Origin of the sequence: Sandarakinorhabdus sp., assembly GCF_040398665.1 — a bacterium.
GTDB lineage: Bacteria > Pseudomonadota > Alphaproteobacteria > Sphingomonadales > Sphingomonadaceae > Sandarakinorhabdus.
This window is the reverse complement of sequence record NZ_JBBATQ010000012.1, coordinates 86,315-101,038: the sequence shown is the minus strand read 5'-3', so window position 1 is coordinate 101,038 and position 14,724 is coordinate 86,315. Positions and strand designations below refer to the sequence as shown.

The 14,724-nt window shown below is 65.6% G+C and carries 9 protein-coding genes, 1 tRNA gene and 2 rRNA genes; 9 read left to right on the top strand and 3 right to left on the bottom strand.

From position 1 onward, the window contains the following. From ABWP22_RS14095 to ABWP22_RS14060, 8 genes are all read left to right on the top strand, one after another. Positions 1–163, top strand: a 23S ribosomal RNA gene (locus ABWP22_RS14095); the annotation flags it as partial. A 68-nt stretch (positions 164–231) separates the two neighbouring features. Beyond that, positions 232–346: ribosomal RNA gene (gene rrf, locus ABWP22_RS14090) — 5S ribosomal RNA — on the top strand. Between the two features lie 99 nt (positions 347–445). Next, positions 446–522: transfer RNA gene (locus tag ABWP22_RS14085), tRNA-Met, on the top strand. A gap of 183 nt (positions 523–705) precedes the next feature. After that, a complete protein-coding gene (locus ABWP22_RS14080) occupies positions 706–1,689 on the top strand; it encodes an aldo/keto reductase (RefSeq protein ID WP_353200616.1) in 984 nt (327 codons plus the stop codon). A 78-nt stretch (positions 1,690–1,767) separates the two neighbouring features. Further along, positions 1,768–3,054: an MFS transporter gene (locus ABWP22_RS14075; RefSeq protein WP_353200615.1), complete on the top strand. Its 1,287-nt coding sequence runs from the start codon at positions 1,768–1,770 to the stop codon at positions 3,052–3,054. Continuing rightward, complete coding sequence (locus ABWP22_RS14070) at positions 3,041–3,379, top strand: TIGR04076 family protein (RefSeq protein WP_353200614.1); 339 nt, start codon at positions 3,041–3,043, stop codon at positions 3,377–3,379. The genes ABWP22_RS14075 and ABWP22_RS14070 overlap by 14 nt, the downstream gene beginning before the upstream one ends. Then, positions 3,376–4,437, top strand: a complete 1,062-nt coding sequence (locus ABWP22_RS14065) for an aldo/keto reductase (RefSeq protein ID WP_353200613.1) — start codon at positions 3,376–3,378, stop codon at positions 4,435–4,437. Before ABWP22_RS14070 ends, ABWP22_RS14065 begins: the two co-directional genes overlap by 4 nt. Before the next feature lie 290 nt (positions 4,438–4,727). Next, positions 4,728–7,754 carry a TonB-dependent receptor domain-containing protein gene (locus ABWP22_RS14060; RefSeq protein WP_353200612.1) on the top strand — a complete coding sequence of 1,009 codons (3,027 nt, stop codon included), beginning with the start codon at positions 4,728–4,730 and terminating at the stop codon, positions 7,752–7,754. 184 nt (positions 7,755–7,938) lie between these two features. Here the strand turns inward: ABWP22_RS14060 and ABWP22_RS14055 are convergent, their stop codons facing one another. After that, positions 7,939–8,763 carry a class I SAM-dependent methyltransferase gene (locus ABWP22_RS14055; protein ID WP_353200611.1) on the bottom strand — a complete coding sequence of 275 codons (825 nt, stop codon included), beginning with the start codon at positions 8,761–8,763 and terminating at the stop codon, positions 7,939–7,941. Further along, complete coding sequence (locus ABWP22_RS14050) at positions 8,760–10,586, bottom strand: 2OG-Fe(II) oxygenase family protein (protein WP_353200610.1); 1,827 nt, start codon at positions 10,584–10,586, stop codon at positions 8,760–8,762. The genes ABWP22_RS14055 and ABWP22_RS14050 overlap by 4 nt, the downstream gene beginning before the upstream one ends. Here ABWP22_RS14050 and ABWP22_RS14045 point away from each other — a divergent pair. Beyond that, positions 10,579–12,078, top strand: coding sequence for a TonB-dependent receptor (locus tag ABWP22_RS14045; protein ID WP_353200609.1), 1,500 nt, complete (start codon positions 10,579–10,581; stop codon positions 12,076–12,078). The two genes, ABWP22_RS14050 and ABWP22_RS14045, sit on opposite strands and share 8 nt — an antisense overlap. On the opposite strand, the gene clpB is transcribed toward ABWP22_RS14045, so the two are convergent. Then, positions 12,075–14,651, bottom strand: a complete 2,577-nt coding sequence (gene clpB / locus ABWP22_RS14040; RefSeq protein ID WP_353200608.1) for an ATP-dependent chaperone ClpB — start codon at positions 14,649–14,651, stop codon at positions 12,075–12,077. The two genes, ABWP22_RS14045 and clpB, sit on opposite strands and share 4 nt — an antisense overlap. Positions 14,652–14,724 lie beyond the last annotated feature (73 nt).

Genomic DNA, 14,724 nt, shown 5'->3' with positions numbered 1-14,724 from the left:
TAGCTATGTATGGACGGGATAACCGCTGAAAGCATCTAAGCGGGAAGCCTCCCTCAAGATAAGATCTCATCGAGTCGTGGAAGACCACCACGTTGATAGGCCGGGTGTGTAAGTGCAGCAATGCATTCAGCTAACCGGTCCTAATTACTCTGGTCGCGCCTGAAGATCCCACCATCAACGACATCGCTGTTACACGCATCGTTCAAATCCCCCTGTTTGCCGGCTTCATGGCTTGGTGGTCATAGCGCCTGTGACCCACCCGATCCCATCCCGAACTCGGCCGTGAAACCAGGCAGCGCCAATGGTACTTTCGCTCAAGCGATGGAAGAGTAGGACGCCGCCAGGCCTTGCAGCCGGCAATCAGCGGAAATATCCATTCACATATCTCTGAACACGCCGAGGCGCCCCACCGGGCGCCTTTGCGCGTCTTCGGAATAGATTTTGTCGCGGGGTGGAGCAGCCCGGTAGCTCGTCAGGCTCATAACCTGAAGGCCGCAGGTTCAAATCCTGCCCCCGCAACCAATATCCCCAACACCCGTCCAGGCGCAGGCCCGGGCGGGTGTTTTCGTTTGTCGGCAAGCGGCCGGCACGGCTGCTGCGTGGCGATCGCTGTTGCAAACCACCTGTACAGTGCTGTGATACCGCGTGTATCGCAGGGCGGCCGGCGGCGCAGTCCAGCATCGCCTCCTTTATGGGCCTTATGCCATGACCAACATCGCCGGACGCGCAGTCAATCCCATCGGTCTGGGTTGCATGTCGCTGTCGCATGCCTATGGCAAACCGCCGCCGCCGGAAGAGGGCGCCAAGCTGCTGCACCGGGCGCTCGATCTGGGTTATGATCATCTCGATACGGCGCGGATCTATGGGTTGGGCCGCAACGAAATACTGATCGGTGAAACGCTGAAGGGCCGGCGGCGCGAATTCGTGCTCGCCTCGAAATGTGGCATCGTCATCGATGGCGACAAGCGCCGCATCGATTGCGCGCCCGCCACCATCCATGCCGCGATCGAAGCCAGTCTGGCGGCGCTGCAAACCGATCATATCGATCTCTATTATCTCCATCGCCGCGACTTTACCGTGCCCATCGAAGAATCGGTCGGGGCGCTTGCCGATGCCGTGAAGGCCGGGAAAATCGGTGCCATCGGCCTGTCAGAAATGTCGGCCAAGACGCTGCGCCGCGCCGCCGCCGTCCACCCGATCGCCGCCATGCAGACCGAATATTCGCCTTGGACGCGCAATCCGGAAATCGCCGTCCTCGAAGCCTGTCGCGAACTCGGCACGACCTTTGTCGCCTTCTCCCCCGTCGGGCGCGGCATGTTGGCCGGCGGCGTTGCCGATCCCGCGCAGTTGGTGGACGGTGATCTGCGCCGGGGCATGCCGCGCTTCAACGCCGAAAACTGGCCGGTCAACAAGGCGCTGTACGATGGCTTTGCCGTGCTGGCGGCTGATGCGGCCGTTACCCCGGCGCAGCTGGCGCTCGGTTGGGTGCTGGCGCGCGGCCCACATGTCGTCGCCATCCCCGGCACCGCCTCGATCGCGCATCTGGATGAAAATATCGCCCGACACGATTGGCGGCCGGATGTGGCACTGATGGCGGCCGTCGATGCACTGATCAACCAGGCCACAGTCGCAGGCCACCGCTACAGCCCGGCCATGGACGCCTCGATCGATACGGAACGCTTTGCCTGAGGCTGGAGCGCCAGATGCGGTCGCGCAGCCCGGTCGTCACATTGACAACCCCGCCCACCGCCCGCCAATGACCGCACCATGATCGTGCCCGCCCCCGCCGCCGCCTGGCCCAGCCCCACCCGCGGCTGGCTGGTCGTCGCGCTGTTGTTTCTGGCCGCCATCCTTGCCTACACGGACCGCCAGGTCCTCAGTCTGCTGGTCGATCCGATCCGCGCTGATGTCGGGCTGACGGATGCCGATATCGCTCTGCTCATGGGCCCGGCCTTCGCCCTGGTCTATGGCGTCGCCGGCGTGCCGCTGGGCTTTGCCGCCGACCGCGTCTCGCGCAGCCGGCTGCTGTTTGCCGGCATCCTCACCTGGAGCATCGGCACCATCGCCTGCGCCTTTGCGCCGGATTTCCGCAGCCTGTTCGCCGCCCGTCTGATCGTCGGCCTGGGGGAGGCGGTGCTGTCCCCCGCTGCCATCTCGCTGATCGCCGACCATTTCCGCCCGGAACGCCGCAGCCTGGCAGTCGGCGTCTATTTCACCGGCATCGCCATCGGCATCGGCGGCGCCATCCTCATCGGTGCCTTCGCCATTGATCTGGTGCGCGCCGGCCTGTTCGTGGCCACACCGATCGCCGGGCTGGCGCAATGGCGGCTGGTGCTGCTGGCGGTCGGCCTGCCCGGCATCTTGTTTGCGCTGCTGTTCCTCACCGTGCGCGAACCGGCGAGGCAAGACGATCGCCAGCAAGCCGACACCACCGCCCCGCAACCGCTGGCGCGCTTCGTGCTCGGCATGGCAGCGCTGTTTCTCGCCGCTGCGACGGCCTCCCTGCTCGACAATGCCGTGGGCGCCTGGGCGCCGTCCCTGCTCATCCGCAATTTCGGCATGGATGAAGCTGATGTCGGCCGGCAATTGGGCCTTGGCCTGATGCTCGGCTATGGCGGCGGCATGCTGGTGGGGGGATGGCTGGCCGACGCCGCCGCCCGGCGCTTTGGTGCGCAAGGCAAGGCGCTGGTCTGCCTTGCCGCCATGCTGCTCACAATTCCGGCGGCGTTCCTGCTCGATGCGCCCAGCGCCGCCACCACCCTGATCGGCGTGCCGCTCTACTTCGCGTTGTCGGCGGTGGTCACGGCGTCCGGCCTGTCGGCCATCGTCGACGCCGCGCCTGCCACCCAACGTGGCGCCGCCACCGCTATCGCCTTTTTCTTGAATGTCGCCATTGGTGCCGGCATCGGCCCCGGCCTGGTGGTGGCGGTGGCCGACTGGCAGGGTGGCGGCCTGGGGCCGGCGCTCACCGTGACGGTCATCGCGCTCTATGTGCTGGCGGCCCTGGCGCTCACCGCCCACCTGTTGCAAGGACGCCGCCATGGCCGGGGATGACGCGTTCGAACTTTATGATCTGCGGGTCGAGGTGATCGCGCCCCCCGGCGCAAAACTGTGGTGCAACGCCGCCCCCGGCGATTGGTTCGAGCTGCGTGGCGAACTGCTTCACCTGCCGCCCGGCCAGGGCTTTTCAATCTACAGTCTGGCCGCCGTGCTGCCGCTGCTCGCCGCCAAGCAGCGCATCACTCACCCCAACGACTGGATGGACAGCGACGCCGAAATCGCCTGCCCCGATCCCAATTGCCCGTCGCGGCTGCGCATCACCCGGCTGGGCAAGCGCCGCTTTGCGCGCAGCGAAACCACGGCCACCGAGAAATCATGAGCATCGCCAACACCATCGAACGCATCACCCTTGCCGAAGGCCACGCGATTTCCCGCCTGATCCGCGGCGGCTGGCAACTTGCCGGCGATCACGGCCCGGTTGATCAAGCCCAGGTCAGTAACGACTTGCTGGCCTTTCACGATGCCGGAATCACCACGCTGGATTGTGCCGACATCTACACCGGCGTCGAATCCATGATCGGCGATTTCCGTCGCCACCTCGCCAATACGCACGGGGCAGAGGCGCTGGCCCGGCTGAAAATCCACACCAAATTCGTGCCCGATCTGGCGATCCTGCCCACGATCACGGCGGCAGACGTGACCGCCATCATCGATCGCTCGCTGCAGCGACTGGGGCAGGACCAGCTCGATCTGGTGCAGTTCCACTGGTGGGATTATGCGCAGCCGCGCATAATCGATGCCGCCCTTGCGCTGCGGGATTTGCAGCAGGCGGGCAAGATCAGGCTGATCGGCGGCACCAATTTCGATGCCGCGCACGTGGCCATGCTCGCCGACGCTGGCGTGCCGTTCGCCACGCTTCAGGTGCAATATTCGCTGCTCGATCGCCGCCCGGCGCAGGCCATGGCCGGCGTCGCTGCGCGGCTTGGCATGCACTGTCTCTGCTATGGCACACTGGCCGGCGGCTTCTTCGATGAAGCCTGGTTGGGCGCGCCTGATCCTGCCGGCACGATCGCCAATCGCAGCCGCATCAAATATCGCCTGATCATCGATGAATATGGTGGCTGGGAAGCGTTTCAGGCGCTGCTCGCCGTGCTGGATAACATTGCCCGGCGCCATGATGCCCGCATCGCCCAGGTCGCGGCGCGCTGGGTGCTCGATCAACCGCATGTCGCCGCCGTGATCATCGGCGCCAGCCATCCCCGCCACTTGCCAGCCACGCAGGCCATCGCCGCACTGCATCTCGATGCCGCCGATCATGCGGCAATCGCCGCAGTGCTGCAGCCCGGCCCGCAAGGCGAAGTCTATGCACTGGAACGCGATCGCGAGGGCCCGCACGGCCGCATCATGAAGTATAATCTCAGCACCGCCACCGGCTGATCCCGCACACACTGTGTTGCCCGAATGATACACCCGAATCGCGGCAAATTCGATGGTGGGCGAGCCGAAATAGGGCCTTGTGCACGGATACTGTTGCATTTGGGCGACAATGGCCGGTGAAGCGCGGTTTGGTTCCGGCCAATACACCCGCTTTGGCTTTACAGGGCCGGCACCGTTCTGCACTACCGCCGACAAGCGGAAGGGCTGCCAGCATTCCTGTACCCTAATCGGGGTCGTGATTGCTTGCAGCGGTTTCAGCGGACATTTTTTCCTTCCTCAAGGGGGTTATCGTGATCAAGAAGACACTTCTGGAACAGACCGGCCGCACCAGCCTCGCCGCCAGCCTCGTCATCGGCCTGGCCTTTGCCGCCGTCCCGGCTTTCGCGCAGACCGCCACCGCCGCCGCTGAAGACGCTGGCGACGAAATGATCCTCGTCACCGGTTCGCGCATCGCGCGCCGTGATCTGGATACTGCCGCGCCGCTCGCCGTCGTGTCCGGTGAAGAATTCAAGAATTTCGGCGCCGTGAACGTCGAATCGATCATCAACACCCTGCCGCAGGTCGTGCCGGGCACCACCGCCTTCTCGAACAACCCGGGCGGCGGCGTGGCCACCCTCGATCTGCGTGGCCTTGGTTCCACCCGTACCTCGGTGCTGGTCAACGGCCGTCGTTGGATGTTCTATAGCACCAACCAGATCGTCGATCTGAACACCGTGCCGTCGTTCCTGACCGAAAGCATCGAAACCATCACCGGTGGTGCTTCGGCCGTGTACGGTTCGGACGCCATCGCCGGCGTGGTGAACTTCAAGCTGAAGAATCTCGAAGGCTTCCAGGCCAATGTCACCCAGTCGCTCACCGAGCGCGGCGACGGCCAGCGCCTCGACATGAACGTGGCATTCGGTGGTACCTTCGCCGATGGCCGTGGCCATGCCACCGTCTACGCCAGCTATTACAATCGCAAGCCGATCTTCCAGGGTCAGCGCGCCTTCTCCGAAACCGCCTTTGCCGACAACGCTGCAATCACGGGCTTCACGCCCGGCGGTTCGGCCGCCGTGCCGCAGGGCCGCATCGCTGTTGGCCCTTCCAGCACCTTCGTCACGCCCGGCACCACGCCGGCGCCGACCTGCGCCGCGCTTGGTGCGGCGCAGCCCGCCGGCTGCAACGTGTTGCCGCTCGGCGTTGGCTCGTTCGCTTCGGCGCTGGGTGCCATCTGGGATACCCCGACCAGCACGTCGCGCGATTTCAATGGTCTGACCGATCTTTATAACTATGCCCCGGTCAACTATCTGATGGTGCCGCAGGAGCGTTATCTGTTCGGTGGTTACGCCGATTATGAAATCACCAAGGGCGTCACCGCCTATATGGAAGTTGCCTATGTGCAGAACGACGTGCGCGCCCAATTGGCCGCCACGCCGGTCACCGGCACGTTCAACATCCGCCTCGCCACCGTGGCGCCGTTCCTCAGCGCGGCCGACAACGCCCTGCTGACGCAGATCGATGCCAACGAAACGGCGATCAATGCCGCACGTACGGCTGCTGGTCTGGCGACCCCGCTCTATTCGGGTACGGCTGCTCCGGCCAACGCTGCGGGCATCATCTCGGCGAACGTCAACCGCCGCGTGATCGACATCAATCAGCGCATCAACAATGACGAACGCAACGCTTTCCGCCTGTTGGCCGGTGTGCGTGGCCAGATCGGCGAAACCGGCCTGAACTACGACGCCTATTACAGCTATGCGCGCACCCGCAACAGCAACATCCAGGAAGGCAACGTTTCGCGCGCTGGCTTCCAGCGTGGCCTCGACGGCACCGCCGGCGCCGTGGCACTCGACATCTTCGGCCCCGGCACGCTGACGCCGGCAATGGCTAACCAGATCGCCATTCTGGCCCAGAACAACACCACGTCCAGCGTGGAAGTGGCGCAGGCCAACCTTGGCGGCAGCCTGTTCAACCTCGGCTGGGGCGGCGGTGACGTCGGCTTCAACGTCGGGGTCGAATATCGCCGCATGACCTCGCAGTTCATTCCCGATACCGCGCTGTCGTCGGGTGACGTGATCGGCTTCAACGCCACCAACCCGACCAGCGGCGGTTACCACGCCAAGGAAGTGTTCGGCGAAATCGTGATCCCGATCGCTGCCGATCAGCCCTTCTTCCACAAGCTCGAATTGACGGCTGCCGGTCGTTATTCGGATTACAGCCTGCCGACCGTTGGCGGTGTGTGGACCTACGCCGTGTCTGGCCAGTGGGCCCCGGTCAAGGACATCACCTTCCGCGCTCAATACAGCAAGGCCGTGCGCGCACCGAACGTCGGCGAATTGTTCAGCGGCGGCGGTGTTGGCTTCTTCACTGCCAACGATCCCTGCGGCACCCCGGCTGCGGCCGCTGCCGGCGCCCTGCGCAACACCTGCATCGCCACCGGCGCTCCGGCCGGTAACCTCGGCCTCGGCATCCCGTCGCAGTTGCAGCCCAACACCCAGGTGCAGGGCCGTACCGGTGGCAACCCCAATCTGGCGGCCGAAGAAGCCGACACCTACACCGCCGGTGTGGTGCTGAAGCCGTCGTTCATCCCTCGCCTGTCGATCACTGTCGATTACTTCAACATCAAGATCGGCAACTCGATCGCCACGGCCGGTGGCGGCGTCGCGAACATCCTGAACCTTTGCTACAATGTGTTCTCGGATCCGACCAACGCCTTCTGCTCGCTGATCACCCGCAACCCGTCGTCCGGCGCGCTTGATGGTTCGACCAACCCGAACGGCAGCCTCGCGGTGGTGTTCGCCGGTGTGGCCAACCTGTCGTCGCGCGCAACGCGCGGCTTCGACATCGGCGCCGATTACTCGATCCCGCTGCAGTTCGGTCTGCTGGGCAGCGAATCCAAGCTGAACCTGAACTTCCTTGGCACCATCTATCAGCGGAACACCACGGTTCCGGTGCTGGGCCGCCCGGAAGTGATCGAATGCGCTGGCTTCTTTGGTGCGCGTTGCGGCACGCCGCAGGGCAAGTTCCAGAGCCAGAGCCGCCTGACCTGGATGGATGGCAACCTGACCACCAACCTGCGCTGGCGCTACCTGAGCGCGGTTACGGATGACAACGCTCTCGTTCGCCGCGTCGTGAGCCGGATCCCCGCCTACAGCCTGGTCGATCTGTCGTTCAACTATGACGTCAGCGACAATGTTGCGATCACCGCCGGTGTGAACAACATTGCCAACAAGCAGCCGCCGGTTCTGGGCACCAACCAGGAGCAGGCCAACACCTACGCTTCCAGCTACGACACGCTGGGCCGCGATTACTTCGTCTCGCTTGGTTTCCGCTTCTAAGCGGCAAGCCAGACGGCAAAATGAAAAGGGCGGCGAGGCAACTCGCCGCCCTTTTTCTTTGCCTCCCTCTCGCGGTCGCTGCGACGCCGGGCAATGCACGCACATTGAGAAAGGATAATCCGCTCAGGCTATCCCAGACGGGAACCAAGCCAGCCCGATCGGTTCACTCAAACCGACGTTCGCCCTATGCCTTTGTTCCCGATAGCACCCAAGCGATGGGCCCATCCGGCCCGACCAAAACGTCAATCTGTGTCAGCAGCCCCAGCCACACCGCGCGCTCGGCAATCGCCGCGCCATCCAGCGCCGCCGATTGCATCGCCGCCAGCCGTGCCATCTCGGCTTCGGCCTCAGCCCTGATCGCCGCCACCGCATCGCGGCGCCCGGCCCGCGCCCACTGGCCCAGGGCCGCCGGCAGTTCCACCACCACCGATTGCGCTGCATGCGCCTCCCGTGCTGCCAGCACCTTCGCCATCACCGCCGGATCTTCGCCACGCCCTGCCGCCAACCCTGCGGCCAGCCCAAACAGCCCGGCATCGTCCAGCGCCCGCATCGCCGCCAATCGCCGGCCGTTGTGCAGCACGGCCGCGCTGGCCTGATGGTGGCAGATCAGCAACATGTGCCCGCCGGGCGACAGCACCCGGGCCGCCTCGGCCCAGGCCGCGCGGCCGCAATATTCCAACCCGAACTGGCTGGTGACCATATCGAAGCTGGCATCGCCAAAAGTCAGCGCATGGGCATCAATGCCGCCGCGCACGCCCAGTGCCACCGCAGCCGGCCCCACCGCTGCCGCGTCGATGCCGATTCCAACAGCATCCTTCACGGTCTCCAACAGGATTTTCAGCACCGAACCGCCGCCGGATGCGACATCCAGCACGCGAACACCGCTGGAAAGGTCGCCGAAACCGCGTTTCCAGGTGCCAATCAGCGCATTCTGTACCGCCGGTGGCGCACCGGGCAGGCAAGCGCCGCTGGTTTCCCGCGCCCAGTACCGGCTCCATTCGGCACTCATGCCAGCATCACGTCGAACGCCACCGTCATCCGTTCCCCGGCTGGGAACGGCCGGGTGCCGTGGAACAGTGTGGATGGGAACAGCGCCAGCCGTCCCGGCTCTGGCCGGATCAGGTGCAACGGCTTCAGATTCAGGTCCAGTTCGGCCGGTGGTCCCCCAATTTCCAGCCAGCCCGGCTGTTCCGGCGCATCGATGCCGTCAGGCAGCGCGATATAGCAGGCAGACGACAGCCGCCCTTCGGGGTGGATATGCGCGACATGAAAACCGCCGCCCACCAGTCTTACCGACCAACTCCCTGAAAATACGGGACGCTTGCCCATATCGCGGAGCAAGGGATGGCCCGGATCGGCGGCCGGAAGCCCCTCAACATGGCGTTGCACGGCCGCCCTTATGGCCGCTTCCAGCGCCCGGATCGCCGGCTCCGGCCGGCCGAACAGCCGTCCCCTGGTCTGGGTCCCACCGCGCACACTCTGCCCGATGGGGTGCGCGCGGGCACGATGCAACCCGCGCAATACATCGCCAAGCTGTTGCCAATCCTCTGTATAATCAATCTGTTGCGCCGCAACCAAGCCCGGCTGCCCCGATAGCCAATCATGCCGCGCATCGCCCAGCAGCCGCCATGCCAGATCCAGATGCGCCCATAGATTGACGGCACCCAGATCAGCCCGCGCCAATGGCTCCAGCACCGCCGCAGCCTGCGCGGGGTCGCCCACGCGCAGGGCCAGCCGCGCCCGCGTCAATGTTGCCGCTGGCACCGTGCCGATCCGCGCCAGTGCCGCCTGTGCCCGCTCGACATCACCGATATTGGTGGCCAGCATTGCCTCATACAAGTCGCTGATTTCACTGCGTCCATGGCGTCCCACAACAGCATCGAGCGCATGCAGCCCGGCCTGCCAGCGGTCCGCCATGACCAGGCAGGCAACATGTGCAAGCGCCAGCGGCTGATCCTGCGGACGCGTGGCCACGGCGCGCCGATAGCTGGCATCAAAGGCGTCACCCGCGCCTGCCTCCGCCCGCATCCGGGCCAGCGCATCCTGCCCGACCGTCCAGCCTGGATCGCGCGCAACGGCCTGTTCCAGAACAGCAATTGCGCCATCCTCGCCGGCGGCTTCCAGCGCCTCTGCCAGGCCCAGCGCCAGTTCGGCATCGCCCGGCGCCTGGCGCAGTGCCGCGCGATAGAGACGGATGGCCAATACATCCTCGCCAGCGATCATCGCCACCCGCGCCCGGCCATGCAAGGCTTTCAGATCCTGCGATTTCACCGCCAGAACGGCATCGAAATCGGCAGCCGCCGCCTCCAGCATGTCCATCGCCAGATGAATGGCGCCGCTGGTCTGGCGCACCGCCGGATCATCGGGGCGCACCGCCAGCAACGCATCCACATCGTTGCGCGCCTCGCCATGGCGCGCCAGGCTGTTCAGCAGAATGGCGCGATTGAGCCGCGCCTGATGCAGCCCCGGCGCGGCCCGCAATGCAGCCCCATAATAGGCCAGCGCAGCTTCGGCATCCCCCTGTTGCTTCAGGAAATTTGCATAGTTATTCGCGACTTGCGCATCATTCGGCGCCGCTTGCATTGCCCGGGCAAACGCCGTGCGCGCCGCGGCCACATCACCGGCGCGCGCCTCATTCAACGCCGCCAGATGCAGCACCGCCGGCTGCGGCCCCGCCAGCCGCAGCACCTGCGCCAGATCGGCCCGTGCTGCCGCATGGCTTCCGGCAGCAAAGGCGCGCTCGGCCCGCGCAAACAGGGCGTTGATATCCACACCCAAATCATTGGCCGGCTGGCCTTTGCCTGTCCAGCCGGTAGAAAGGGGCATGGCCATCGACCTGCCCCCAGACGCACCGCAACGGCCGGCCATGGTGACCGAACATGTGTTGGGGGAAGATCGCCTGCGCCAGCGCGGCGCGACCCTGGCCGGCGAGGCTCTGGCAGATTGGAGCCTGCTCACCCCAGCCGGGCGTGGCGTGTCGCTTTCGGGCCTGCCGGGCACCATCGTGCTGCTGGACAGCCTGCGTCTGACGCCGGCCGCCGATGGCAAGGTCGATCTGTCGATGCTGCCGCTGGCCTGGCTGACGAATGCGGAACTGTCTGCCGGGCCAGTGGGTCTTGCCCAGGGGGCGGGCAGCATCGCCGGCGCGCTGAACCTGTCGCTGGCACAAGTGGGCAGCGACAGCCGTATATGGGCATTGGGCGGCGCGCAGTCGGGCCGGGGCATCGGTGGTATCGATGTGCGGGCAGGCGATGAATTTGGCTGGATTGGTGGCGGCTTTATGCAAGGTGGCGCGCTGGCCACGCCGGTCGGACTGGCAGCCACCGGACAGGGGCGCTGGCATCTGGGCGGTCGCTTTGCCCAGGATCTGGGGGGTGCAACCGTGTCGGGCCGTGCGCTGCTGGCCAGCCGGCGCGAGGGCGGCGAGCGGGCCGACTATCATGATCTGGCCTTGCAACTGCGGGGCGGCGGCCAGTGGAACTGGCACGTCGCCGTCGCGACCGGTGGTCATCATCAGGCAACGGCCAGCAGTCGCCAACTCGTCTCTGCGGTCGACGTGAACAGGGCCACGGGTCTGACCCTTCCCGGCGCGGTCGATCCGGTCAGCGTGGCCATGGGCGGCGAGCTGCGGCGCCTGCGGTTGGGTGCGGAGCGCGTGTGGTCGCGCGAATTGTTTGCCGAAGCCTATGTGCCGCTGTTGCAGGATCGCCCGGCCGCCGAGAATCTGGCGCTGGAACTGGGCTGGCGGCAAGCCTGGATCGCCGGGCGATCAGAACCGTTATGGAAGGCGCGGGCGCGTTGGGAGTTCTTCCCGGGCCTGGCGATCCGCGCGCAGGTGGCGCGCGGCATCGATGATCTGGCTACGCACGGGGGGATTGGCCGCAGCATCGGTCTGGTGGCGGTGCCGGTGTTCCTGCCCGGCGTGGCGCTGGCGGTGGATTGGCGCAGCCAGACCGCCGGGCCAGCGCGGGTGCAGGCCGTGGATGTCGCGTTGTCCCTGCGGCACAGCATCGCCGGATCAACGAACCTGCTGGTCAACGTCATGGCCACGCAGCACCGCCAGGCCCGCTTCACACCGTTGCCGGTGGCGCGTTTCCAGTCCCTGCTGCGCGTTGGTGTGGAGCACGGCCCATGGGTGATCAGCACCGGTTGGCGCCACCGCTCCAGCCTGGCCGGTGAACCCGCGCGCAGTGCCATCGATGCCAGCCTTGAACGGCACGTCACGGACAAGGTGCGACTTGTCGCCAGCATCAGCAACGCTGCAGACGCCGGCGTTGCACCGGTCGGTCGGCAGGCGATGCTGCAATTGGTGGCAGGCTTTTAAGCCGGCATCAACGCCAGCTTGCCGTCGCCTTCGTCCACCTGCACCGTGCTGCCATCGGGCACCGCGCCTTGCAGGATCAGTTCGGCGAGCGGGTCCTGCAAATGCTTCTGCACGCTGCGCTTGAGCGGCCGCGCACCATAAACCGGATCATAGCCGACCCGCGCCAGCCAGCGCCGCGCGGCGTCGGTGAGATTCAGGGTGATCTTGCGATCCTTCAGCAGCGCCTGCACGCGCAGCACCTGGATATCGACGATCGGCCCCATCGCGTCCTGGCCAAGACGCTGGAACAGCACGATTTCATCGAGCCGGTTGAGGAATTCCGGGCGGAAATGTCCGCGCACCACTTCCATCACCGCGGCTTCGGCATCGCCCACCGGCGCGCCGTCGGGCAGCGCGGCGATATATTGCGAGCCCAGATTGGATGTCAGGATGATCAGCGTGTTGGTGAAATCGACCGTGCGGCCCTGGCCATCGGTCAGCCGGCCATCGTCCAGCACCTGCAACAGGATGTTGAACACGTCGCCATGGGCTTTTTCGACCTCGTCGAACAGCACGACCTGATAGGGCCGGCGCCGCACGGCTTCGGTCAGTACCCCGCCTTCCTCATAGCCGACATAGCCGGGAGGCGCGCCGATCAGCCGGGCGACGCTGTGCTTTTCCATGAACTCGCTCATGTCCAGCCGCACCATGGCGCGCGGATCATCGAACAGGAATTGTGCCAGCGCCTTGGTCAACTCGGTCTTGCCGACGCCGGTAGGGCCAAGGAACAGAAAGCTGCCGAGCGGCCGATTGGGATCCTGCAAGCCGGCGCGCGCGCGGCGCACGGCGCTGGATACGGCCTTCACTGCGGCGGCCTGGCCGATCACCTGGCCAGACAATATGCTCTCCATCTTCAGCAGCTTGTCCCGCTCGCCCTCCAGCATGCGATCAACCGGAATGCCGGTCCAGCGGCTGACGACGCCGGCGATATCGTCGCTGGTCACTTCCTCGCGCACCATGGCCGTGGCGGCGCCGGCATCCGCTTCGGCCAACTGGCGCTCCAGGTCGGGAATCCGGCTGTAGGTCAGTTCGCCAGCCTTGGCATAATCGCCGGCGCGCTGGGCCTGTTCGACCTCCAGGCGGGCGGCGTCCAATTGCTCCTTGATGCGCGTGGCACCGGCCAATTTCTCCTTTTCGGCCTGCCAACGCCGGGTCAGGATGCCAGATTCCTCCTCCAGCCCGGCCAGTTCGCCGTTCAGCGTCACCAGCCGCTCCTTTGACGCGGCATCGGTTTCGCGGGCCAGCGCGGCGGCTTCGATCTTCAACTGGATGATGCGACGGTCGAGCGCCTCGATCTCTTCAGGCTTGCTTTCCACCTCCATGCGCAGGCGCGATGCGGCCTCGTCCATCAGATCGATCGCCTTGTCGGGCAGGAAGCGATCGGCAATGTAGCGGTTGGACAGGGTCGCCGCGGCAACCAGCGCGCCATCGGTGATGCGAACCCCATGATGCAGCTCGTATTTTTCCTTCAGGCCGCGCAGGATGGAGATGGTGTCTTCCACCGTCGGTTCACCCACCATCACCGGCTGGAACCGCCGCTCCAGCGCCGCATCCTTCTCCACATATTTGCGATATTCATCCAGCGTGGTGGCGCCGATGCAGTGAAGTTCGCCGCGCGCCAGGGCGGGCTTGAGCAGGTTGGAGGCGTCCATGGCGCCCTCGCCCTTGCCGGCGCCGACCAGCGTGTGCATTTCATCGATGAACAGCACGACATCGCTGCCTTCTGCGCGCACTTCATCCAGCACGCCCTTCAGCCGTTCCTCGAACTCGCCGCGATATTTGGCCCCGGCGATCAGTGCGCCCATGTCGAGCGCCATCAGGCGCTTGTCTTTCAGGCCATCGGGCACGTCGCCGTTGGCGATGCGCAGCGCCAGGCCTTCGGCAATGGCCGTCTTGCCGACGCCGGGTTCACCGATCAGCACCGGGTTGTTCTTGGTGCGGCGGGCCAGCACCTGGATGGTCCGGCGGATCTCCTCGTCGCGGCCGATCACCGGATCGAGCTTGCCGGCCCGCGCCGCCTCGGTCAGGTCGCGCGCATATTTCTTCAGCGCGTCGAAACTGTCCTCGGCGCCGGCACTGTCGGCGGTGCGGCCCTTGCGGATGCTGGTGATGGCTTCGTTCAAGGCCTGCGCGGTGACGCCGGCAGCTTTCAGGGCCTTGCCGGCTTCGGTGGTGGTGGCCAGCGCCAGCGCCACCAACAGGCGTTCCACGGTGACGAAGCTGTCGCTGGCCTTGGCGGCAATCTGTTCGGCGCTGTCGAGCAGGCGCACCGTATCGGTGTCCCAGCTCAGGGACTGTGCGCCGCTGCCAGAGACTTGGGCGATCTTTGCCAGTGCCTGGTCGGTAAGCTGCATGGCGGTGGCCGGCACGCCGCCGGCCGCCTTGATCAGTCCACTGCACAGGCCCTGATCATCTTCCAGCAGTGCCTTCAACACATGTTCGGGGGCGACGCGTTGATGATTGTTCCGGATCGCCACCGTTTGGGCAGACTGCAGGAAGCCCTTGGCGCGATCACTGAATTTCTCGATGTTCATGGCCCGTGTCTCCTGCTCACACGGGATATGGTGTGGCTTTACGGCAACACAAGTATAGGCGCGCCGGAATCTT

Excerpts from the sequence above, each read along its gene's own strand:
- ABWP22_RS14045 (WP_353200609.1), top strand. The coding sequence starts at position 10,579 with ATGGCCATCGACCTGCCCCCAGACGCACCGCAACGGCCGGCCATGGTG.
- ABWP22_RS14075 (WP_353200615.1), top strand. The coding sequence starts at position 1,768 with ATGATCGTGCCCGCCCCCGCCGCCGCCTGGCCCAGCCCCACCCGCGGC.
- ABWP22_RS14080 (WP_353200616.1), top strand. The coding sequence starts at position 706 with ATGACCAACATCGCCGGACGCGCAGTCAATCCCATCGGTCTGGGTTGC.
- clpB (WP_353200608.1), bottom strand. The coding sequence starts at position 14,651 with ATGAACATCGAGAAATTCAGTGATCGCGCCAAGGGCTTCCTGCAGTCT.
- ABWP22_RS14065 (WP_353200613.1), top strand. The coding sequence starts at position 3,376 with ATGAGCATCGCCAACACCATCGAACGCATCACCCTTGCCGAAGGCCAC.
- ABWP22_RS14050 (WP_353200610.1), bottom strand. The coding sequence starts at position 10,586 with ATGGCCATGCCCCTTTCTACCGGCTGGACAGGCAAAGGCCAGCCGGCC.
- ABWP22_RS14055 (WP_353200611.1), bottom strand. The coding sequence starts at position 8,763 with ATGAGTGCCGAATGGAGCCGGTACTGGGCGCGGGAAACCAGCGGCGCT.
- ABWP22_RS14070 (WP_353200614.1), top strand. The coding sequence starts at position 3,041 with ATGGCCGGGGATGACGCGTTCGAACTTTATGATCTGCGGGTCGAGGTG.